Origin of the sequence: Arthrobacter ginsengisoli, assembly GCF_031456935.1 — a bacterium.
Taxonomy (GTDB): Bacteria; Actinomycetota; Actinomycetes; order Actinomycetales; family Micrococcaceae; genus Arthrobacter; species Arthrobacter ginsengisoli.
In genome coordinates, this window is the sequence record NZ_JAVDVQ010000001.1 from 160,325 (window position 1) to 183,471 (window position 23,147).

Genomic DNA, 23,147 nt, shown 5'->3' on the forward strand with positions numbered 1-23,147 from the left:
ACAATCCCGGGTGAATATTTACTCCTTGCCAAACACTCTAAGGAGGAACACTATGCACTCAAGGCCGCTGGGGAATTTCGCAACAGGTCTCGGGTTGAGGAGCCTGACATGTCTGTCATGCGCAGTTGTAGCCTGCCACCAATCATCGATCCGGCCGAGCGGTGCGCCGCGTCCGGACGCAGCCCGGAAACGGTCTAGCCATGTTTGGCTGGATTACTCGTTTCAGCTTGCAGTTCCGTATCCTGGTGCTCGCGCTTGCAGCCGGAATTGTCGCCTTCGGCATAATTAATGTCCCCCGCATCGCCGTGGACACAATGCCGGAATTCGCACCGGCGCAAGTCGAAATCCAGACCGAGGCCCTTGGCCTTTCTGCTGTGGAAGTTGAACAGCTGATTACTTCCCCGATGGAAGCCGACCTCCTCAACGGGGTGGCCTGGCTGGACGAGATCCGCTCGAAATCCGTCCCGGGGCTGTCCTCCATCGAGCTCGTCTTCGCGCCCGGCACGGACCTGTTGCGCGCACGCCAGCTCGTCGCGGAACGAATGACCCAGGCCGTGGCGCTGCCGAACGTCTCCGCTCCCCCGCTGATCATGCAGCCCATGTCCTCCACCAGCCGCGTGCTGATGGTGAAGATGAACTCGAAGCAGCTCTCCGGCATTGAAATGTCGGTCCTGGCCCGGTGGAAGATCAAACCACGGCTGATCGGCATTCCCGGCGTGGCGAACGTTTCCATTTGGGGCCAGCGCGAGCAGCAACTCCAGGTCGAGGTCACCCCCACGCAGCTCCGTGACAAGGGAATCACCCTCGAACAGGTCATCAAGACGACCGGCAACGCGGTGTGGGTGTCGCCGTTGAGTTTCCTCGAGGCGTCCACCCCGGGCACAGGCGGTTTCGTCGAGTCTCCCAGCCAGCGGCTCGGCATCCAGCACGTCCTCCCGATCCGGACTCCGGCCGACCTTTCCAAAGTCAGCGTGGAGGATTCGTCCCCCGCCATGCTGCTTGGCGATATTGCCCAGGTCAGGGAAGACCACCAGCCCCTGATCGGCGACGCCGTCGTCGGACAGGACGCCGGGCTGATGCTCGTCATCGAGAAGTTCCCCAGTACCAGCGCAGTTGAGGTGACCGAGGCTATTGAGGCCGCCCTCAAGGACATGGAACCCGGCCTGTCCGGCGTGCAGCTGGACACCACAGTGTTCCGCCCCGCGACCGCAGTCCAGGACTCGGTGACCGGCCTGGGCCTGGCCCTGTTGATCAGCCTGCTGATCGCCGTCGGACTCTTCTGGCTGCTCTTCCGCTCGTGGCGCGTGGCGGTAATTGCCCTCGCGGCCATTGCCACGACCGTCACGACGGCGGCAGTGGTCCTCTACGCGCAAGACGCCACGTTGAACCTCGCCGTCCTGGTCGGCATGATCCTCGGAATGTCCGTGATTGTGGGCGACATCGTCGATGACGTCCAGGCCCAGCGACGTCGGCCCCTGGTCACCGAGGCCACGGAAACCGAGGCCACGCTGCGGTCCCGGATCGTGTCGGTGGTGCGGAGTGTCAGGACGCCCATATTCCTGGCCTCACTGATTATGGTGCTCGTCCTCATCCCGACGCTGTTCGTACCCGGGGTCGGCGGCTCCTTCTTCACTCCGCTGTTTTGGTCCCTGGTGCTGGCCCTGGTGATCGGCCTGCTCGTCGGCCTCTCGGTCACGCCGGTGCTGGTGCAGCTCCTGCTGCCCCGCGACGCGGCGCCCCGCAAGGAGCCTCCGGCAGCCGGTCGCGCCCGCGCGAACTACGAGCGCGCGCTCGATGGCGCCCGCTCCCGCCGGACCCTCACCCTGGTGGCCGTAGCTGTTGTCGGCGTGCTTGGTCTGGCCGCCGGATCCCAGTTGGTGGGGAACCGGCCGGTTGTTCCGACGCTGCCGGACAGGACCCTGCTGGTCCAGTGGGACTCGATGGCCGGCACCTCCAACGACGAGGTGCGCCGGATCGCGTCCAGGGCCTCTGACGAACTCAAGGCCCTGCCGGGGGTAACCGGGGTCGGTGGGCACATCGGCCGGGCCATCACCTCCGACCAGGTCGTCGGAAACAGCGCGGCGGAGTTGTGGGTGTCAATTGATCCCGGGGCCAACTTCAGTGAGACGGAGCAGGCCGTCCGGGACGTGGTGCAGGGCTACCCCGGCATCACGCACAACGTTGTGAACTACTCGGAGCAGAAGATCGGCGACATGCACAGCAGCCTGGAGCCCGGTTTCGGGGTCCGCGTGTACGGCACGGAAATGCCCGTCCTGCGGGAAAAGGCCGAAGAGATCCGCAAGGCCCTGGAGAACATCAACGGGGTCAAGAACCCGACCATCAACGCAGCGGCTATGACTCCGATCGTGGAGGTCGAGGTCAACCTGGAGGCTGCCCAGAAGTTCGGCATCAAGCCCGGTGACGCCAGACGCGCCGCCGCGACGCTGATGCAGGGGGTCGTCGTAGGCAACCTCTTTGAAGAGCAGAAGGTCTTCGAGGTCGTCGTGCGCGGCGCGGTTGACGTCAGGGATGACCTGACCAGCATCCGTGAACTGCTCATCGATACTCCGTCCGGCGGCCACGTCCAACTGGGCCAGATCGCCGTGATCCGGATGGTGCCCAATGAAGTCGTCGTCATGCACGACGACACGTCGCGGCGGATCGATATCCTGGCCGACGTCAGCGGACGGCCGCTGGCCGACGTGCAGCGCGACATCGAAGCCACGATCAAGCAAATCCAGTTCCCGCTCGAGTACCACGCCGAGATCCCGGCGAAGTACGGCCAGTTGCAGGCCGCCGACACGCTGGTGCTGTGGATTGCCGCCGCCGCCCTCCTCGGCGTATTCCTGCTGCTGCAGACGGCGGTCCGGAGCTGGAAGCTGGCCCTCGCCAACTTCCTGGCACTGCCGGCTGCGCTGGCCGGAGCGGCCGTGGCCGCCTGGATCGGCGCCGCCACGATCTCCTGGATTGCCATGACGGCCTTTGCCGCGGTCCTGGCCATCGCCGCCCGCAACACAACCGTGCTGTCCGGGCGTATCGATGAACTGTGGCGTACCCAGCCGAAGTCATTACGCGGGGAGATCATCATGGTGGCAGCCAGGGACCGGGTAGCTCCGGTATTGAAGGCTGCCCTGATCACCGCACTCGTGCTGGTTCCGCCCGCGGTGTTCGGCGGGACCGTCGGCCAGGCCGTGATTGCCCCGATGCTGCTCATCATCGCCGGAGGCCTCGTGACCACAACCCTCGTGGCCCTGCTGGTGCTCCCTCTGCTGGCCCTATGGTTCGGTCCCCGCACCGCACCGGAAGAGTGGTCGGAAGTGTACGAAGCGGAAGTCCCCGTTCAGCCCGATACGCAGGAAAAGGTGGAAGTAAAATGACCAGCCAGAAGCCCCAACGGCATCTGCCCCTGGCGGCCGCTGTCTGCGCCGCTCTCCTCTTCGCCCTCCCGGCCTGCGCGCAGCCCGCGGCGGTGACGCCCGCATCGGTTGGCGAGGCCCCTGCGAAAGTGGAGAAGAACTCCACGACCGGCATCGCCAAGCTGACCCTGACCGAACACGGCCTGAGCCGCATCGATCTGCAGACGGCAACTGTTGCCGCCGGTGCGGGATCGGACGTGCTGCTGCCGTACGCCTCGCTGCTCTACGATGCGAACGGCAAGACCTGGGTCTACACCAACCCCGCCCCGCGGGTGTTTGAACGCCAGGCAGTCACCGTCAGCAAGGTCGAGTCCGGCGTGGTCACCGCCAGCCAAGGTCCCGCCGTGGGGACTCCGGTTGTAACAGTCGGCGCGGTTGAACTGTTCGGCGCCGAGTTCAACACGGGGAAATGACATGCGCCGGATAGTCGCAGCCAGCCTGAAGTTCAGATCGATCATCATCGCGCTGGCAGCTGCGCTGATGATCGTGGGCGGCGCGCAACTCAGCAGCGCCTCGGTGGACGTGTTCCCCGAGTTCGCGCCGCCCAAGGTGGAAGTCCAGACAGCCTGCCTGGGACTTACCGCCGCCGAGGTCGAAGAACTCGTGTCGGTTCCGATGGAAGAGGCGTTTAACGGAATCGACGGCCTCGACCACATGAGGTCCAAGTCCGTGCCGCAGCTCTCGTCAATTGTGATGGAATTCGAGAACGGCACGGATCTGCTGACCGCAAGGCAGCTGGTGTCCGAGCGGATGGCTACGGTCATCCCGACCCTGCCCACGTGGGCTGCCCCGCCGCTGATGCTGCAGCCTTTGTCCTCGACCAGCCGCGTGATGAAGATCGGCCTGTCCTCGGACACACGGTCGCTGATTGAGATGTCGATGATTTCCTACTGGAACATCAGGGCTCATCTGCTCCGGGTTCCGGGGGTGGCCAATGTCGCCATCTGGGGCGAACGCCTCCAGATGCTTCAGGTGCAGGTTGATCCGGCCAGGCTGGCGGCCAACAATGTCACGCTGGAAACAGTGATGAGTTCCACCTCCGACGCTCTGGACGCGGGTCTGCTCCAGTACTCCCCGGGCGCCCTCATCGGTACCGGCGGCTCGATCGATACCCCCAGCCAGGCCATTGGCATCCGGCATGTACAACCCATCACCTCCCCGGAGGAACTGGCGAAGGTGGCCGTGGAGGACCGTGACGGCAAGGCGCCGCTGCGCCTGTCCGACGTCGCCAACGTCGTGGAAGACCACCAGCAGCTGATCGGTGATGCCGTCATTAATGGCGGCCCGGGGCTCATGCTGATCGTCGAGAAGCTCCCTTGGGGCAACACCCTCGAAGTGACGCGCGGGGTGGAGGAGGCCCTGAAGCAGCTTGAGCCCGGCCTCACCGGGATTGCCGTGGACACCACACTGTTCCGGCCGGCGACCTTCATCGAGGAGTCCCTCGGCAACCTGGGCGTCGCCCTGCTGCTCGGATGCCTTCTGGTCATCCTGGTCTTGAGCGTCTTCCTGTTCCAGTGGCGGACGGCGCTGGTCAGCGTGATGGCCATCCCCTTGTCCCTGATGGCCGCGGCCCTGGTGCTCTACTGGACCGGAGGCACGATTAACACGATGGTGCTTGCGGGGCTGGTGATTGCCGTCGGGGTGGTGGTGGACGATGCCATTATCGACGTGGAAAACATCGTCCGACGGCTCCGGCACCACCGGGCCAGCGGCGGGGCCGGCAGCACCGCCAGGGTCGTGGTCAACGCCTCGCTTGAGGTGCGCGGACCCATTGTCTACGCCACCTTGATCATCGTCGCCGCCACGGTGCCGATCTTTTTCCTGGACGGACTGACCGGCGCGTTCTTCCGTCCGCTGGCAACCTCCTACACCCTCGCGGTGATGGCGTCCATGCTGGTTGCCCTCACCGTCACCCCGGCGATGGCCTACATCTTCCTCCGGAACGCCAAACTGGAGGACCGGGATCCGCCCGTGGTGCGGATCCTGAAGCGCTGGTACGCCCGGCTGCTCCAGCCCATGGTCCGCAGGCCCGCCCCGGGGTACCTTGCCCTGGGCGCCCTGGGCGTCATCGGTATTGTGGCGGCGCCCCTGTTGGGCCAGTCATTGCTCCCGTCGTTTAAGGAGCGGGACTTCCTGATGCACTGGCTCACGCAGCCCGGCACGTCCAACGCCGAGGAGGTCAGGGTCAGCCAGCTGGCCTGCAAGGAACTCATGACGATCCCGGGCGTGAACAACTGCGGCTCCCACATCGGCCAGGCTTTCAACGCCGATGAGGTGGTGGGTGTCTACTTCGGTGAGAACTGGATCAGCGTCGACCCCGCGGTCGATTACGACGAGACCCTGGCCGCCGTGCAGGCGGTCGTGGACGGCTATCCAGGCATCGTCCGGGACGTCCAGACCTACCTCAAGGAACGCATCCGCGAGGTCCTGACAGGAACTGGCTACGCCGTCGTCGTGCGGGTCTATGGCGACGATCTTGCGACGCTGCGCCAGGAGGCTGACAAGATCAAGGGCATTCTCGGCGGTATCGAGGGCGCCATCGGTGCGAAGGTTGCCCTCCAGGCCAACATTCCCCAGATCAACGTGGAAGTTAATCTGGATGCCGCGAACCGATACGGGCTGAAGCCGGGCGACGTTCGCCGCGCCGCCGCGACCCTGGTCGCCGGGGAGGAAGTCGGAGACGTCTTCCGGGACGGCAAAGCCTACGACGTCCAGGTGTGGAGCCCGCCGGAGATCCGGACCAGTGTCACGAGCATTGAAAACCTCCCACTCGATACCCCGGGCGGAGAAAGGATCCGGATGGCTGACGTCGCCACGATTTCCGTCAAACCCACCCCCAATGTCATTGAGCGGTCGGAGGGATCCAGGCGCATCGATGTCAGCGCCAACGTCAAGGAAGGGGACCTTGCGAAGGTCGTCGAGAAATTGAAGTCAGAGATGGAGTCGGTCCAGTTCCCGATCGGTTATGAAGCGGTGGTCCTGGGCGAATACGCGGAACGCCAGGCCGCGACACAGCGCCTGCTGCTCTACTCGGCCGGCGCGGTCATTGTGGTCTTCCTCCTGCTCCAGGCGGCCTTCCGGAGCTGGCGGTTGGCCATCCTGGCCCTCCTGACGCTGCCGGTCGCCTTGGTGGGGGGGGTGATTGCGGCCCACCTCAGCGGCGGGATCCTGTCGCTGGGTTCGCTGGTCGGCTTCCTGACGCTGATGGGGATCGCGGCCCGCAACGGCATCCTGCTCATCAACCACTGCCAGCACCTGGAGCAGTACGAGGGGATGGCCTTCGGACCGGCGCTGGTGCTCCGGGGGGCCTCCGAACGGTTGTCACCGATCCTGATGACCACGCTTGCCACCGCCCTCGCCCTCGTGCCGCTGGTGGTGATGGGGAACATTCCGGGCCATGAGATTGAACATCCCATGGCGGTGGTGATTCTGGGCGGCCTCGTCACGTCGACGCTCGTCAACCTGTTCATCGTTCCGTCGCTCTACCTGCGCTTCGCCAAGAAGGGTCCAAAGCGTGAGCGCCGGCCCAACCAGCCGCAGCCGGCACCCGCCGTCTAGCAGCGGTCCACTACTACCAAGAAAGACGCCAGGGACATGGCCCTCCCATGAAAACGCTTCACGGCTTGGCTCCGCGCCGCGGGCACTGACGCTCCACATCCTTCGCGGGGCGCAGCCAAGAAAGTGCTCCGGGCCAGCATCGCTGGCCCGGAGCACTTTCTTGCCGTGAGGCCCGGGGAACGGCTACCTGACGTCGTCGTCGACCCAGTCCATGGACTTGGTGATGGCCTTCTTCCACAGGCGCATCTGGCGCTCGCGCTCGGACTGGTCCATCGTCGGCTCCCAGCGCTTGTCCTCGGACCAGTTGGCGGAACATTCCCCGAGGTCCTTCCAGAAGCCGACGGCGAGCCCGGCGGCGTAGGCGGCGCCCAGCGCGGTGGTCTCCACCACCTTGGGCCGGATCACCGGAACACCGAGGATATCCGCCTGGAACTGCATCAGCGCGTCGTTAGCGACCATGCCGCCGTCGACCTTCAGTTCCGTCAGCGGCACGCCCGAGTCCGCATTGACGGCGTCGAGTACCTCGCGGGTCTGGAAGGCGGTGGCCTCCAGCGCCGCGCGGGCGATGTGGTTCTTGTTCACAAAGCGGGTCAGGCCGACAATCGCGCCGCGGGCGTCGGAACGCCAATACGGGGCGAACAGGCCGGAGAACGCCGGAACGATATACACGCCGCCGTTGTTCTCGACCGAGGCCGCAAGCGACTCGATTTCCGGGGCGCTGCTGATCATCCCGAGGTTGTCACGCAGCCACTGGACCAGCGACCCGGTGACGGCGATGGAGCCTTCCAGGGCGTAGTGCGGGGCGGCGTCGCCGAGCTTGTAGCCGACGGTGGTCAGCAGCCCGTTCTTGGAGTGGACGATTTCCTCACCGGTGTTGAAGATGAGGAAGCAGCCGGTGCCGTAGGTGTTCTTGGCTTCGCCGGCCTCGAAGGCCGCCTGGCCGAACGTGGCCGCCTGCTGGTCGCCCAGGATGCCGGCGACGGGGACTTCACGCAGCAGCTGCGAGGTGTGCACCGTGCCGTAGACCTCGGAGGAGGACTTGATCGCAGGCATCATGGACGCCGGCACCCCGAAGGCGTCGAGGATCCCCTGGTCCCAGGAGAGCGTCTCCAGGTCCATGAACATGGTCCTCGAGGCGTTGGTGACATCCGTGACGTGCACACCGCCGTCGATCCCTCCGGTGAGATTCCAGAGCACCCAGCAGTCGGTGTTGCCGAAGACCAGGTCCCCGGCCTCGGCCTTGGCGCGGGCCCCCTCGACGTTGTCCAGGATCCACTTGATCTTGGTGCCCGAGAAGTAGGTGGCCAGCGGCAGGCCGACCTTCTGTTTGAAACGCTCCGGCCCCCCGTCCTGGGCCAGCTCATCCACGATCGGCTGCGTGCGCGTGTCCTGCCAGACGATGGCGTTATAGATCGCCTTGCCCGTCGTCTTGTCCCAGACGACGGCGGTTTCGCGCTGGTTGGTGATGCCGACGGCGGCAATGTCGTGCCGGGTCAGGTTCGCTTTCGAGAGGGCTGAGGCGATCACCTCACGGGTGTTGTCCCAGATCTCGGCGGGATCGTGCTCCACCCAGCCGGCCTGCGGAAAAATCTGCTCGTGCTCCATCTGGCCCGAGGACACGATATGTCCGCTGTGGTCGAACACGATGGCACGGGTGCTCGTGGTGCCCTGGTCGATGGCGATTACGTACTGGTTCATGTTGACGTCCTTGTCTTTTTTGGCCTCGCGGTTGAACTGCGGTTAGAGGGGGATTGCAGGGGCGATGATCGGCACGACTGCGGCCACGAGGCCGGCGATTCCGCCGCCGACGAGGGGTCCAACAACGGGGATCCAGGAGTAGCCCCAGTCGCTCGAGCCCTTGCCCTTGATCGGCAGCAACGCGTGCGCGATGCGGGGGCCGAGGTCACGTGCCGGGTTGATGGCGTAGCCGGTGGGACCGCCCAGTGAGACACCGATACCAACAACGAGCAGCGCCACCGCCAGCGGGCCGAGTCCGGAGGGAGTCCCGCCGAAGGTCAGGATGACGAACACGAGGACAAACGTGCCGACGATCTCGGTGATCAGGTTCCACTGGCTGGAGCGGATTGCCGGGCCGGTGGAGAACACGGCCAGCTGGCTGGCGGGCACAGGCTCGCCGTCAAAGTGCTGCTTGTAGGCCAGCCACATGACCACGGCGCCGAGGAAGGCGCCGAGCAGTTCACCGCCGAAGTACGTCAGCGTCGAAGCGAAGTCGACCGGAACGCCGGGAGCGTAAAACCTCTTGCCGTTGAGCAGCAGGCCAAAAGTCACGGCCGGGTTCAGGTGCGCACCGGACAGGGCAGCAACATAGACACCGGAGAAGACGGCGATGCCCCATCCCCAGGTCACCATCAGGAACCCGCCGTTGTTGCCCTTGGTGCCTTTGAGTGCAACGTTTGCCACAACGCCGCAACCCAGCAGGGTCAGCATTGCGGTACCGAATACTTCGGACAGGAAAACTATTCCAAGAGACATCTTTGACTCCTCTATTTTCTGTTGTCAGCCCGTCGCGAGTTTGAAGGGCTGTTGGGCCGGTGCCTGTTGGCGCCGCCGGCCGGCCACTGCGCCGGTCCCCCAGAGGAACCACGCAGTCCTTGCGTCCGGACGTCCCCCGCCCGGTCGCCGGGGTCTATCAGGAGACCAGGCTGTGGACCTGAACGCCGTGGAATCGCTTGAGCACCTCCTGAGCGTGGCTGATCTCGGCAGACCGTGTTGCCGCGTCCCAGCCCAGCGGGCCGGAGAGGACGTCGGCGACCTCGTTCAGCAGCTCGCCGGTCACCAGTCCCCTGAAGGCGAGGGAGGTGCGGCGGATCAGGATGTCGGCCAGGTGACCGATCTGCTCGTTCCGGGCCATAAACTCCAGCTCACGGACGCTCAGTTCGCGGGTCGAGTGCAGGAGCCGGTCCGGGGCGCGGTCGAGGAAACTGATGACTTCCTCGGCGCGGGTGCCGTAGCGGGTCAGCAGCCCTGCGGTACGGTCAGCGTCGCGGCCTGCGGCCATGTGCGCCTTGATCCAGCGCTGCACGGCGTCCCCGGTGCCCGGGAACCCGGCACCGCCTCCGATGGCGAGTTTCGCCGTCGAGACCTTCCGTACCAGGCCAAGTTCATTGAGGACGTTAGTGCTCAGGTGCTCGGCGAGGGCCCGGAACGTGGTCCACTTTCCGCCGACGAGACTGAACACGACGGCGCCGCCATCGTTGCCGGAGCCGGAACCGGCGCGGCGTTCGATCCGGTAGTCCCGGCTGACGAAGCCGGGCTGGGTGGCGTCGTGCCTGGGCAACGGGCGGACTCCGGAGAAGGTGTAGACGATCTGCTCCCGGTCCAGGGTGATATCCGGGAAGACGTGGCCAATCAGCTCGAGGAAGTAGTCGATCTCCGCCCCGGTGCACACGGCGTCCTCCGCCAGGTCGGCGTCGACGTCGGTGGTGCCCACCAGGACCCGGTCGCCCATCGGATAGATCAGCACGATCCGGCCGTCGGTGTGTTCGAAGAAGATCTCACGCCCGTTGCAGGCGGCCAGCAGTTCCGGGTGGTCCAGCACGATGTGCGATCCCTTGGTGCCGCCCATGAAGGCCGACGGCGCGCCCATCTTCTCGTTGGTCAGGTCGACCCAGGCGCCGGTGGTGTTGACAATGACGTCCGCGGAGAAGTCGAACAGTTCACCGGTGAGCTCATCCCGGAGTTCCACGACGCTGCCGGTATGCCCGGCTCCCGCACCGTCCCTGACCGCGACGAGCGCGAGGTAGTTGCTGGCCCGGGCGTCACTGGCGCCGGCGGCGCCGGCCTTCTCGCCGTCCTGCAGCACGTCAAGGGTCAGGCGCTCGGGGTTGTGGACGGAAGCGTCAAAATACGTGGCCGCGTATTTGATGCCCGGGTGCAGGCGCGGCAGTTCCGCCAGCGCCCGCTTGCGCCCGCGGAACTCGTGCCGGGGCACGGTGCCGCCGTCGCGGGAGAAGAAGTCGTACAGGCTCAGCCCGAGTTTGATCAGGAAGGCGCCGCGTTCCTTCGGCGCGCCCTGCTGCTTGTGCGTCAGGAAGCGCAGCGGGGCGGCGAGGACACCGGAAAACGTGCTGAAGATGGGGATGGTGGTCTGCAGCGGTTTCACGTAGTGCGGCGCGATGCGCAGCAGCCGGTTGCGTTCCACCACCGACTCCCGGACCAGGCGGAATTCGCCGTTCTCGAGGTAGCGGATGCCGCCATGGATCATGTGTGAGGAGGCGCCGCTGGCCCCCTGGCAGTAATCCCCGCGCTCCACGAGGGCGACGTCGATACCCTGCAGGGCCAGATCCCGGAACGTGCCCACTCCATTGATCCCGCCTCCGATGATCAGCACCTGCGCGTGGGGCCGCTTCCGCAGCTTCTCCACCGATGCTCGCTCGCCGGCCGGCGCCTGGTTGCGGGCTGAATCCTTCTGTCCCAAGAACTGCTCCTACTGCTTTGCTCTGGTGCGGCGCGCCGCGTGGCGCGGCGCCGTTCAACACTATTCTTTGGACTAATGGAAAATGGAGTCAAGCACTATGCACAAACGTGCAGAACGGAAATGGGATGACGCCCTCACGCCACTCCGACGCTCTCCGCGCGGCCCAGTTGTATTACCTGCAGGACCTGACCATGGACGCCATCGCCCGTGAGCTCCGCACCTCCCGGTCCACCGTGTCGCGGCTGCTTTCCTCGGCCCGGGAATCCGGCCTGGTGCAGATCCAGATCCGCAGTCCGCTGGACACCGGACCCGAACTGGCGAGCATGATCCGCGCCGAATACAAAGTCGATGTGCACGTGGTTCCGGTCGTGGACACGCTCAATGAGGCGGAAACACTTGACCGCGTGGCCATGCAGGCCGCACGCACCATCGGCCCCCTGGTCGACTCCAATGCCATCATCGGCGTCGCCTGGGGTTCAACCCTGAGCGCCGTCAGCCGGCACCTGACCCGGAAGATCACCCACGACAGCGTGATCGTCCAGCTCAACGGTGCGGGCAACATGCAAACCACTGGCATCACCTATGCCTCTGACATCATGCGCCGCTTTGGCAGCGCCTACGGGGCGCGGGTGGAACAGTTCCCGGTGCCGGCGTTTTTCGACCACGCCGCGACCAAAAAGGCCATGTGGAATGAGCGCAGTGTGCAACGCATCCTTGAACTCCAGGCCCGCATGAGCATCGCGATTTTCGGCGTCGGATCGGTCGACGCCGACTACCCCAGCCACGTCTACGCGGGCGGTTACCTCGATGAGGACGACCTGAATGTTCTGGCCAACTCCGACGTCGTGGGCGATGTCGCCACTGTGTTCTTCCGCGCCGATGGCTCGGCTGATGGCATCACCCTCAACGAACGCTCCACCGGACCGGACCTTGCGCAGTTGCGTCAGGTGCGCCGGCGGATCTGTGTGGTGTCCGGTGCCTCCAAGATCAACGGCCTGCGCGGCGCTCTCGCCGCGGGCCTGGCCACGGACCTCATCCTGGACGAGGCCAGCGCCCGGCGGCTGGTCAGCTTCGACGGCTTGTCCTGAGCCGGGCTTGCCCGGTTCGGCCGGGCCCGCCCGGCCTGCCGTGGGGAGCACCGGCAACGGAGTCGGTAAAGTCGATGTTATGAAACCCTCTCCCCGGCTCAGCCTCAACAACGGTGTCCTGATCGACCAGTTGGGGTTCGGACTCTACAAGGTGCCTCCCGCCGAAGCCGCGGGACTCGTGACCATGGCGCTCGAGGCCGGCTACCGGCACTTCGACACCGCCGCCATGTACGGGAACGAGACAGGCGTTGCCCGTGGCATTGGTTCGCTGTCCAGCTTCGTGAGCACCGACGACGCCCGGGGCGGATCCGGCGAGGCCTCCCCATCGCTTTCACGCGAGGACCTGTTCGTGACGACCAAACTCTGGAACGATGACCAGGGCTACGACGCCACGCTGCGGGCCTTCGACACGTCCATGGCCAACCTCGGACTGGAATACGTGGATATGTACCTGATCCACTGGCCGTGTCCGCAGCGGGGCCTGTATTCCGAGAGCTACCGCGCCATGGAGACGCTGTACCGGGAAGGCAGGGCGCGGGCTATCGGCGTCTCGAATTTCCAGCCAGCCCACCTGGACCGCCTGCTGCAGACCGCAGAGGTCGTCCCTGCCGTCAACCAGATCGAGCTGCACCCGTGGCTCCAGCAGGAGGAACTCCGCGCCCTGCACGGCGGGCTGGGAATCACCACCGAGGCATGGAGCCCGCTGGGCCGCGGCCAGGTCCTGCAGGATCCGGTGGTGCTGGACCTCGCCGCCGCGCACGGCAGGACCCCGGCGCAGATCATCCTCCGCTGGCATGTCCAGCTCGGCAACGTCACCATCCCCAAGGCGAGCTCGTACGCCCGGATCAGGGAAAACCTGAACGTCTTCGGTTTCAGCCTCGAGGCCGCCGCCATGGACGCCCTGGCCGGTCTGGAACGCGGCTTCCGCACCGGCTCCCACCCGGACTCCGTCAATTAGGACTGATCGAATGGAACACGTGGCCACCGAGCCCGCCCCCACTCCCCTGTTCAGCGCCGGCCTCGAGGCCCGCACCCATGCCGCCGGGATGGTCCTGGACGGCACCAGGGTCGCCTACTGGAGCTACGAGCCGGTCCGTGTGACGCCGGAGACCCGGACCATCCTGGTCATTCACGGCTTCCGCGGCGACCACCACGGACTGCTCCGGGTCGCGGACCAGCTTCCCGAGATGCGGCTGATCATGCCCGACCTCCCAGGCTTCGGCAGTTCGGCCGCGTTCGCGGCTGCCGGACACACTGTTGAGCGCTACGGCCGGTTCATCTCCGACTTCCTGGCGGCGCTGCGTCTGGGCCCCGACACGGTCCTGCTGGGGCACTCCTTTGGCTCCATCATCGCCAGCCACTACGTGGCGGCGCACCCGGACACCGTCGCTGCGCTGATCCTGGTCAACCCGATCGCCGCCCCCGCCCTCGAGGGGCCCAAGGGGCTCATGACCAAACTCGCCGTCCTGTACTACGAAGCCGCCGCACGGCTGCCCCGCCGGCTGGGCCAGGGACTGTTGCGCAGCCAGCTGATCGTGCGGGTCATGAGCGAGACGATGGCGAAGACCCGGGACCAGCAGCTCCGCCGTTTTGTGCATGCCCAGCACAGCGCCTATTTCTCCGCCTTCGCGGACCGTGACAGCCTGCTGGAGGCGTTCAAGGCCTCAGTCGGCAGCAACGTCGCAGAAGTCGCCGGCAGCCTCACCCTTCCCGTGCTGCTGATCGCCGGCGAAAAGGACGAGATCGCCACGCTGCCGGACCAGCACACGCTGCTCGCCCTGCTGCCGGACGCGCACCTGGACGTGATCCCGGGCGTCGGCCACCTGATCCACTACGAAACCCCGGAACCCGCCGCGGGGTTCATCCGCCGCTTCCTGAAAGACCATTCCGCGTGAGAATCCTCATCGATGCCCGCTTCACCCGGCTGGACCACCATGACGGCATCAGCCGCTACGGTTCCAGCCTGATCGAGGCCACAGCCAAGATCGCCGATGTCTCCATGCTGATCAGCGACGTCCGCCAGCTGGCCCTGCTGCCGGATGTTCCGTACACCCTGATCAACAGCCCGCTGTCCCCTGCCGAAGTGTTTGTCGCCGGCAAAATCAACAGGCTCGGCGCCGACGTCGTGGTGTGTCCGATGCAGACCATGGGCAGCCTGGGCCGGAAGTACGCCCTGGTGCTGACCCTGCACGACCTGATCTACTACGAACACCCGGCGCCGCCCGGATTCCTGCCCGGTCCCGTCCGCGTCCTCTGGCGGCTGTACCACAAGGCCTTCTGGCCGCAGCGGCTCCTGCTGAACCGGGCCGACGTCGTGGCCACGATCAGTTCCACGACCGCCGCCCTGATCGCGAAGTACCGGCTCACGCGGCGTCCCGTCCGGATCGTCGGCAACGCCCCGCAGCACGGCCACACGCCGCGGGACCCCGGAGCGGGGGCCGACAAAACGCTGTTGTACATGGGTTCCTTCATGCCGTACAAGAACGTGGAGACCATGATCACGGGCATGGCGGAGCTCCCGGACATGAGCCTGCACCTGCTCAGCCGGATCACCCCCGAACGCCGGGCCGAACTCGAGGCCCTGGCGCCGGCGGGCGCGGACATCGTCTTCCACAACGGCGTGACCGACGCCGAATATGAGGCCCTGCTGGGACGGACCACTGCCCTGGTCAGTCTCTCCCGGGCGGAGGGCTACGGCCTGCCCCTCGTGGAAGCCATGTCCCACGGCACGCCCGTGATCGCCAGTGACATCCCGATCTTCCGCGAAGTGGGGGGCGACGCCGTCAGCTACGTCCATCCGGATGCCCCTGCGGAATTTGCCGCGGCGGTCCGGAAGCTCGAGGAACCGGACCTGTGGAAGACCCGTTCCCGGCGTTCGGTGGAACGCGCCGCCGACTTCAGCTGGGACGAGTCCGCCCGCAGGCTGCTGGCCGCCGCCGAGGAGGCCGTGGCAGTGCGCGCACACCGGTCGGGGCAGGGCCGGAAGTAGCCGGCACAAAGACCCAATCCGCGCCGAAATCGCCGGAAGCCTGCGGCGTCGCCGGAATCTCCCTAACGGCGAACCCGCAGCATCCCGGTGATCCCGGGACTATGCTGCGCGAACGGCGTCGCCGGGAAAGTCCTAGAGCACATCCACGCCGTCGAGCCGCAACTGGACCGGCTCGTCCGTGCGTTTGGCGGCAGCGGCGACCTTGACCGCGCGCAGTACCCGGGTGACTTGGGTGGCCTGGCCGTACGGGATGAACAACAGCGTCCGAACGTCCTCGACGCCGGACCCTGGCGCTCCACCCTGGCCGGGGGCGCCGGCCAGCACGAGGGGGGCCGGGCCGGCGGTCCGCAGCACGATCCCCTGCTGGCCCAGCTGCTGCTCGACGGCCGCACCGAAGTGCCCGACGGCGGTCCGGCCGCCGGTGATGGAGGCGACCCGGACGGCCGGGGGCAGCTGCAGTTCCTGGCGCAGCGACAATTCCCGCTGGGCGTAGCCGGCAGGGTCCCAGCGCAGCAGGGCCCCGACGCCGGCCGCGTCGTCCGCGGTGATGACCACAAGACCGCCATCACCCGCGGGCCGGACCAGCGCAGCGGCGTTGAACCAGCGCCGGACGGCGTCCTCCCCCGCCCGCAGGTTTTCGCGCCGCAGCAGCGAATCGCCGTCGAGCAGCAGAGCCGCCGCGTAGCCTCCGGCCGCAACCGGTTCCGCACCGACCGTGGCCACGACCAGGGCTTTCGAGTCCGGCACGGTGGCGAGCACCCGGTCCCCGGACGAGGTGAGGACGGGCTTGCCGGGGAAGGCGCGGCCCAGTTCTTCGGCCGTGCGCAGCGCCCCGGTGGCGCCCCGGCGGAGCCGGACCCCGTTGCATGTGCCGCAGCGCCAGACCGGCGCCGGCGTCGAACACCAGCGGCACTGTGGCACGGCTGAGCTCCCGCTGGCCCCGGCGATCGCCAGCGGCCCGCTGCAGGCAGTACAGCGGGCGGGTTCGCGGCAGCTTTCGCAGGCAAGGGATGGCGCGTAACCGGACCTCGCCACCTGGACCAGCACCGGGCCGCGTTCGAGTCCGTCCTTGGCGGCCCGCCAGGCGGCGCCGGGCAGCCGGGCGATCCTGGCCAGCGGATCGTGTTCGAGTTCGTAGCTGTCCGCCGTGTTCAGCACCCGCGGAACGGAACGGCGGACAGCGGCGCGGTCTGCCTCCACCGGCCACGCCCATCCTGACTCGACGAGGCGCTGCGTTTCGGTGCTCCGGGTATGCGCGGCGAGCAGGCAGGCTGCGCTCTCCTGCCCGGCGCGCAGCAGCAGGACTTCGCGGGTGTGGGCGTAAGGTGAGCGCTGCTCGATGTGCAGATCGTCGCCGTCGTCCCAGCTCACCACGAGGCCAAGATTGCTGACCGGGGCGTAGGCGGCCGACCGCGTGCCGACGGCAACCCCGGCCGCGCCGGACAGGATCCGCAGGAAGCTGCGGTAGCGCGGTGTCTGCCCGTCGTCCGCGGTGAGCCTGGCGACGTCCCCTGCGGGCAGGAGCTGCAGGAGGGCAGCTTCGGCCCGGTCCAGGTCCCGGTAGTCGGGCACGACGACGATCGCGCCGCGGCCGGACAGCCGGACGGCTGCGACGGCCTCGGCGATCATCCGGGGCCAGCCGCCGGGGCCGTAGCCTTGGAGTGCGCTCAGCACGGCCCGGGGCGATTCCCCCGCGCTAAGGTGCTGGAGGAAGGCCGGGCCATTGCGGTAGGACATCCAGCTGGAGGCCTCGAGACCGGCGGGGATTGCCGCTCCGGCCCCGTTACCGGCCGCCTCGTCGGCGAAGAGGGACGGATCCAGGGTTCCATCGGGGGCGAGGTCTTTCTCAAGTTTCGCCATCCGCGGCGGTACCGCGACGCGCAGCACGTCGCTGACGCTGCCGGCGTAGCGCGCCGCGACGCGTGCAGCGAGTTCGGCAACGGGAGAGGTCAGCACCGGAACCGGAGAGACCACCTTGTGCAGCGGGACGAGCGGGTGGCCGGCGTCGGATTCCGCCGCCCGGTCGATCAGGTAACCGGCAAGTTCCTGGCCGTTGAACTTCACTTTCACCCGAACCCCGGGCTGCGCCGCGGCGTCGAGGCCGGCGGGCACGCTGTAGTCGAAGGGACGGTCCAGGTGCGGGAGGGAGGACTCCAGCCGGACCCGCGCCACCGGAAGCCGGGCTGCCAGTACGGGGCCGGACGCTGCGGCTGCGGAAGCTGGAAAGCCCTGGAGCAGCGAAAGCTGGAAGGGTTCCTCCGGCGCTCCGCCATGGATGGGGCTCATCGCGCGTCTTCTCCCTTCAGCAAAAGTTCAGTGCCGGCCTGAACAAAGAGTAGCCAGGCCGCCGGGATCGGCAGCCTGGCTACAGCACATCACGAAGCAGTGACATTATTTCAGGTCGGTGACGGGATGGCTCAGGCGTTGAAGAATGCCTTCAGCTCGTCGACCCGGTCCAGCCGCTCCCAGGTGAAGTCGGGATCCTCGCGGCCGAAGTGGCCATGGGCGGCGGTCTTGGCGTAAATCGGCCGCTTAAGGTCAAGGGCGTCGATGATGGCCCGGGGGCGCAGGTCGAAGATCTCGGCGATTGCCGCACTGATCCTGGCCGGGTCTACGGTCTCGGTGCCGAAGGTCTCGACGTAGGTTCCCACCGGGCGGGCCTGGCCGATCGCGTAGGCGATCTGGATTTCGGCCCGCTTCGCGAGACCGGCAGCGACCACGTTCTTGGCGACCCAGCGCATCGCGTAGGCCGCCGAGCGGTCCACCTTGGACGGATCCTTGCCGGAGAAGGCGCCGCCGCCGTGGCGGGCCATGCCGCCGTAGGTGTCGACGATGATCTTGCGTCCGGTGAGGCCGGCGTCGCCGACCGGGCCGCCGATGACGAAGGCACCGGCCGGGTTCAGAATGTTCCGTGCCCGGGAGATGTCCAGGTTGGACAGCGCCATGACCGGGTCAACGACGTAAGCGGCGAGGTCCGCGCGGAGCTGGTCCAGGCTGGCGCCTTCGGCGTGCTGGCTGGAAATGACGACGGTCTCGACCGAGACGGGCAGGTCGCCGTCGTAGCCGACGGTGACCTGGGTCTTGCCGTCAGGGCGCAGGTAGGCGAGCTCGCCGCTCTTGCGGACCTCGGTCAGGCGTTCGGAGAGCCGGTGCGCGAGCCAGATCGGGACCGGCATGTAGGACGGCGTCTCGTCGCTGGCGTAGCCGAACATGAGGCCCTGGTCTCCGGCGCCCTGGAGGTCGTAGTCGTCTTCCTGGCGTCCTTCGCGGGCCTCCAGCGAATTGAAGACGCCACCGGCGATGTCGTTGGACTGCTGCCCGATCGAGACCGACACGCCGCAGCGGGCGCCGTCGAATCCGTTGGCCGAGGAGTCATAGCCGATGCCCAGGATGGTCTCCCGGACAATCTGCGGGATCTCGACGTAGGCGTCAGTGGTGACCTCACCGGCGACATGGACCAGCCCGGTAGTGGCCAGTGTCTCCACGGCGACCCGGGACTCAGGGTCCTTGGTCAACAGGGCGTCCAGGATCGCGTCGCTGATCTGGTCACAGATCTTGTCGGGGTGTCCCTCGGTCACCGACTCTGATGTGAAAAGCCGGAGCGACGCGGGCGTGGACCCGTGGAAGTCAGGGATGTGCAGCGGTAAAGTCACTCAACTACCTTACTGGTTGGAAAACGGACGTCCGGCGGCGTGTGTCCCTGTGCTAAGGAGACGTTGCTTGCGCCAGGTTCAGGCCGGCGGAACAACCCGGCTCAGTTCGGCGCTGATGCGGTCGATCACGGCAGCCGCAACGTCGGTCTTGGAACCCGACGCCTCTTGGGGTTCGGAGCCGGACCGGGAAAGGATGACTACGGAATTGCTGTCCTGGCCGAAGACCTTGTCCTGTCCCACATGGTTGACGACCAGCAGGTCGCACGCCTTGCGGCGCAACTTGGCAGCGGCGTACTCCAGCACGTCCCCGTCGGCGTCGCCGGTCTCCGCCGCGAAGCCGACGATCAGCTGGTTGCGGGAGGCCGCGTCGCGGATCTCGACGAGTTCCCGCAGGATGTCCGGGTTCCGGACCAGCGAGATGACGGGATCCGCTGCGTCGTCACGCTTCTTGATTTTCGTGCCGGACACATCGGCGGGGCGGAAGTCCGCGACGGCGGCGGCCATGATGACGACGTCGGAATCGGCGGCAGCGTGCAGGGCAGCCTCGCGCAGCTCCAGGGCGGTCTCGACCGTGACCACGTCCACGCCGGCTGGCGGCGGGACGTCCATGTGGGCGGCCAGCAGCCGGACCTTCGCGCCGGCGTCGCGGGCGGCGGCGGCCAGCGCCACGCCCTGTTTGCCGGAGGAACGGTTTCCGAGGAAGCGGACGGGATCCAAGGGCTCGCGGGTGCCGCCGGCGCTGACCGTGACGGTGAGCCCGGCCAGCGGACGCAACGGCGCGGAAAGTGCTGCCTCCGACGTCGGCAGCGGGGCCGTCGCGGGGACGGCCGGTGCACCGGCGAGGGCCAGCGCCGCTTCGAAGATGGCCTCGGGTTCGGGCAGCCGGCCTGGCCCGGAGTCCGATCCGGTCAGCCTGCCGGACGCCGGCTCCAGGACGGTAACGCCGCGGCTGCGGAGTGTCTCGACGTTGGCTTGGGTCGCGGGGTGCTGCCACATCTCGGTGTGCATGGCGGGGGCCATCAGCACCGGGCAATCGCCGGCCATCAGCAGCGTGTTGCTCAGGAGGTCGCTGGCCTGGCCGGTGGCGGCGCGTGCCAGCAGGTCGGCGGTGGCGGGGGCCACCACAATGAGCTCGGCCTCGTGCCCGAGGCGGACGTGGTTGACCGTATGCACGTCGTCGAAGACGCTATTGCTGACCGGATGCCCGGACAGCGCTTCCCAGGTGGCGACCCCGACGAAGCGGGTTGCGGCCTCCGTGGGGATGACGGTGACGTCATGGCCGGCTTCAGTAAAAAGCCGGAGGAGCGACGCCACCTTGTAGGCAGCTATCCCTCCCCCGACTCCGAGGACTATGCGCACGTGATCTCCGTCAACAGGCAGTCTGTTTATTTGGCTTTCCCGCGGAGGGAATTACTCTGTGGCTTCGATCGGCGTGGAGACGAGCTTGCCTTCGTTGATCTCGCGCAGCGCGATCGACAGGGACTTCTCGTTCAGCTTGGTGTCGACCAGCGGACCGACGTACTCGAACAGGCCCTCGTGCAGCTGGGCGTAATACGCGTTGATCTGGCGTGCGCGCTTGGCGCCGAAAATTACCAGTCCGTACTTCGAATCGGCAGCCTTCAGCAGCTCGTCGATCGGCGGGTTGATGATGCCTTCAAGGTTCGTGGACACGAATTCTCCAAATTCTAAGGGGCTGATGGCTTCCCGCGGCTAGCGCGGGTGGGGGGTCAGCCCCATGAGTGAAACAAGCTCGTCCGCTGCCCGGCGAACGTCGTCATTAATAACGGTGTGGTCGAACTCCGGTTCAGCAGCAAGCTCTACTTTACCGGTTTCCAGCCGCCGCTGCTGTTCCTCGGCACTTTCCGTGCCGCGGCCCACAAGCCGACGCACCAATTCGTCCCAGCTGGGCGGCGCCAGGAACACAAACTGGGCATCCGGAACGGCCTGCCTGACTTGGCGGGCTCCCTGCAGATCGATTTCCAGCAGCACCGCGCGACCCTCGGCGATGGCCTGGTTGACCGTGCTCTTCAGGGTGCCATAGGTGTTTTGCCCATGCACCACGGCCCATTCGAGCAATTCGCCTGCCGCCACCAGGGACTCGAACTCCTCCTTCGACTTGAAGTAGTAGTGCACTCCGTCGATTTCCCCGGGCCGCGGGGGGCGGGTGGTCGCCGAAACGGACAGCCACACCTCGGGATAGTTATCGCGGATATAGGTGGACACGGTGCCTTTGCCAACAGCCGTCGGGCCGGCGAGGACTGTCAGTCCCGGTTTGTTGCTCACATATTCCTTCAGGCGGGTTTGGAGTCAGCGCGGCGGACCGGGCTGTTTGTCGTCTATAAAATCTACCAGCGCCCGGCGCTGGTGAATTCCCAGGCCGCGGACCCGGCGTGACGCCGCTATACCGAGTTGTTCCATGATCGCCGCGGCCCGCACCCGCCCGATGCCGGGCAGCGCCTCGAGCAGTTCAACGATCCTCATCCGGGCGATCGCGTCATCGGTCTCCCCGGCCCTGAGCAGTTCCCCGATGGTCAGCGTGCCCGACTTCAGCCGGTCCTTTGCTGCGGCCCGGGTGGTCCTGGCGGCGGCTGCCTTGGTGAGGGCGTCGGCACGCTCCTGCGGGGTGAGGGGTCGCAAACTCACTGAATGCCTCCCTGCATATGTCGGACGGACCGCACAAACGGTCCGGCCGGACGGGCCGAACAGCGTCCCGGCCGGTGCCGCGGACTTGTCCTGAACCTACCGTCTGGGCGAGGCAGAAATCAATGGAAAAGTTCGGCGGGCCAGCCCGTGGGGCCAGTCGACGGCGGCCACCTGACACGAATGGCCACCATACCCGCCCCAACCACGGCCACCTGACACGAATGGCCGCCATTCCGGGCACCGGTGCGCCCACCTGACACGAATGGCCGCCATTCCGGGCACCGGTGCGCCCACCTGACACGAATGGCCGCCATTCCGGGCACCATGGCGGCCACTTGCGTCACATGGACGCGCCGTGCCCCGTGACGACGGTTTCCCGGGTATCGGGATCAGCGCGGCAACCCCGCTCGCCGCCGGAGTTCCTGGGCCGCTGTGCCCCTTGTGCCCGTTGCGCCCTGTGCCCGCCAACGCAGCACGACGTCCGTAAGCGGCAGTTAGGCCGCGCGCAGCTCCTCGAGGGTCCGTTGTGCGGCGTCCCGGAGGGCCTGGATCCCCGGCCCGGCGCCGAGAATGTCCCGGCTGGACGTGCCAAGCACCTGGTCGTAGGCGCTGCCGAAGGTGCGGCGCAGGTCCGCGGCCGTGGCGCCCTGGGCGCCCAGGCCCGGGGCGAGGATCGGGCCGCGCACCGCCGCGAGGTCCAGGTCAAGGTCCGTGAGCGCGGAGCCGACGGTGGCGCCGACGACCAGGCCGGTTGAACCCAGCTCCCCCGCATACCGCCGGTTCTCCGCGGCTGCCGCCTGGACAATCCGGCGGGCGACGGAGTCCGCCCCGCCAACGTGCTGGACGGAGGCGCCCTCCGGGTTCGACGTCAGTGCCAGGACGAAGACGCCGCGACCGGTCTCCGCCGCGAGGTCCAGGGCCGGCCGGAGCGATTCGAAGCCCAGGTACGGGCTCAGCGTGACCGAATCGGCAGCCAGGGCCGAACCGTCCCGCAGCCAGGCGTCGGCGTAGGCGGCCATGGTGGAGCCGATGTCGCCGCGCTTCGCGTCGGCGATGCTCAGTACGCCGGCCTCCGCCGCCGCGGCGAGAGTGCGTTCCAGCACGGCCATGCCCGCCGAGCCGTGCCGCTCATACAGTGCCACCTGCGGCTTGACCGCGGCAGCGAGCGAAGCTACCGCCTCCAGGACGGTGAGTGAGAAGCGCTCCAGCCCGGCGACGTCGTCGTTCAGTCCCCAGCCGTGCAGCAACGCCGGGTGCGGATCAATCCCCACGCACAAAGGGCCCCGGTCCGCCATGGCCCGGCCCAGCCGGGAGCCGAAGGACTCCCGGCCGGGCCGGTCCGTGGTGACAGCGTCAGACATG

The 23,147-nt window shown here is 67.0% G+C and carries 17 protein-coding genes; 7 read left to right on the top strand and 10 right to left on the bottom strand.

Features of this window, described 5'->3' with window-relative positions:
• The first annotated feature begins 227 nt into the window (after nt 1-227).
• From J2X01_RS00775 to J2X01_RS00785, 3 genes are read left to right on the top strand one after another with little or no spacing between them, the layout of a single operon-like run.
• Nucleotides 228-3,377 (top strand): efflux RND transporter permease subunit, encoded by a 3,150-nt coding sequence (locus tag J2X01_RS00775; protein WP_310049628.1) that lies wholly within the window; start codon nt 228-230, stop codon nt 3,375-3,377.
• Entirely contained in the window at nt 3,374-3,829 is a 456-nt protein-coding gene (locus J2X01_RS00780; protein WP_310049629.1) for a hypothetical protein, read from the top strand. Before J2X01_RS00775 ends, J2X01_RS00780 begins: the two co-directional genes overlap by 4 nt.
• A 1-nt stretch (nt 3,830) precedes the next feature.
• A complete protein-coding gene (locus tag J2X01_RS00785) occupies nt 3,831-6,974 on the top strand; it encodes an efflux RND transporter permease subunit (protein WP_310049630.1) in 3,144 nt (1,047 codons plus the stop codon).
• Between the two features lie 183 nt (nt 6,975-7,157).
• Here J2X01_RS00785 and glpK read toward each other — a convergent pair whose 3' ends face one another.
• From glpK to J2X01_RS00800, 3 genes are all read right to left on the bottom strand, one after another.
• Nucleotides 7,158-8,672, bottom strand: coding sequence for a glycerol kinase GlpK (glpK, locus tag J2X01_RS00790; RefSeq protein WP_310049631.1), 1,515 nt, complete (start codon nt 8,670-8,672; stop codon nt 7,158-7,160).
• A 42-nt stretch (nt 8,673-8,714) separates the two neighbouring features.
• Entirely contained in the window at nt 8,715-9,467 is a 753-nt protein-coding gene (locus J2X01_RS00795) for an MIP/aquaporin family protein (protein WP_310049633.1), read from the bottom strand.
• Between the two features lie 157 nt (nt 9,468-9,624).
• Entirely contained in the window at nt 9,625-11,412 is a 1,788-nt protein-coding gene (locus J2X01_RS00800; RefSeq protein WP_310049635.1) for a glycerol-3-phosphate dehydrogenase/oxidase, read from the bottom strand.
• 125 nt (nt 11,413-11,537) lie between these two features.
• Between J2X01_RS00800 and J2X01_RS00805 the strand changes: the two genes are divergently transcribed.
• The 4 genes from J2X01_RS00805 to J2X01_RS00820 all read left to right on the top strand — a co-directional run bounded on the left by J2X01_RS00805 (nt 11,538) and on the right by J2X01_RS00820 (nt 15,489).
• A complete protein-coding gene (locus tag J2X01_RS00805) occupies nt 11,538-12,500 on the top strand; it encodes a sugar-binding transcriptional regulator (RefSeq protein ID WP_310049636.1) in 963 nt (320 codons plus the stop codon).
• Between the two features lie 79 nt (nt 12,501-12,579).
• Nucleotides 12,580-13,458 (top strand): aldo/keto reductase, encoded by an 879-nt coding sequence (locus J2X01_RS00810; protein WP_310049638.1) that lies wholly within the window; start codon nt 12,580-12,582, stop codon nt 13,456-13,458.
• A 10-nt stretch (nt 13,459-13,468) separates the two neighbouring features.
• A complete protein-coding gene (locus J2X01_RS00815; RefSeq protein WP_310049640.1) occupies nt 13,469-14,395 on the top strand; it encodes an alpha/beta fold hydrolase in 927 nt (308 codons plus the stop codon).
• Nucleotides 14,392-15,489: a glycosyltransferase family 4 protein gene (locus J2X01_RS00820; protein WP_310049642.1), complete on the top strand. Its 1,098-nt coding sequence runs from the start codon at nt 14,392-14,394 to the stop codon at nt 15,487-15,489. Before J2X01_RS00815 ends, J2X01_RS00820 begins: the two co-directional genes overlap by 4 nt.
• A gap of 132 nt (nt 15,490-15,621) precedes the next feature.
• Here J2X01_RS00820 and J2X01_RS00825 read toward each other — a convergent pair whose 3' ends face one another.
• From J2X01_RS00825 to pyrF, 7 genes are all read right to left on the bottom strand, one after another.
• On the bottom strand, nt 15,622-17,775 hold the full coding sequence (locus J2X01_RS00825) for a primosomal protein N' (RefSeq protein WP_310049644.1): 2,154 nt from the start codon (nt 17,773-17,775) through the stop codon (nt 15,622-15,624).
• A 131-nt stretch (nt 17,776-17,906) separates the two neighbouring features.
• A complete protein-coding gene (metK, locus tag J2X01_RS00830; RefSeq protein ID WP_310049646.1) occupies nt 17,907-19,142 on the bottom strand; it encodes a methionine adenosyltransferase in 1,236 nt (411 codons plus the stop codon).
• A gap of 78 nt (nt 19,143-19,220) precedes the next feature.
• Nucleotides 19,221-20,501: a bifunctional phosphopantothenoylcysteine decarboxylase/phosphopantothenate--cysteine ligase CoaBC gene (gene coaBC / locus J2X01_RS00835; protein WP_310049649.1), complete on the bottom strand. Its 1,281-nt coding sequence runs from the start codon at nt 20,499-20,501 to the stop codon at nt 19,221-19,223.
• 51 nt (nt 20,502-20,552) lie between these two features.
• On the bottom strand, nt 20,553-20,813 hold the full coding sequence (rpoZ, locus tag J2X01_RS00840) for a DNA-directed RNA polymerase subunit omega (protein WP_229994566.1): 261 nt from the start codon (nt 20,811-20,813) through the stop codon (nt 20,553-20,555).
• Between the two features lie 39 nt (nt 20,814-20,852).
• A complete protein-coding gene (gene gmk, locus J2X01_RS00845; RefSeq protein ID WP_310049654.1) occupies nt 20,853-21,425 on the bottom strand; it encodes a guanylate kinase in 573 nt (190 codons plus the stop codon).
• Between the two features lie 24 nt (nt 21,426-21,449).
• A complete protein-coding gene (mihF, locus tag J2X01_RS00850) occupies nt 21,450-21,785 on the bottom strand; it encodes an integration host factor, actinobacterial type (RefSeq protein ID WP_310049656.1) in 336 nt (111 codons plus the stop codon).
• A 494-nt stretch (nt 21,786-22,279) separates the two neighbouring features.
• Nucleotides 22,280-23,146 (bottom strand): orotidine-5'-phosphate decarboxylase, encoded by an 867-nt coding sequence (gene pyrF, locus J2X01_RS00855; protein ID WP_310049658.1) that lies wholly within the window; start codon nt 23,144-23,146, stop codon nt 22,280-22,282.
• Nucleotide 23,147 lies beyond the last annotated feature (1 nt).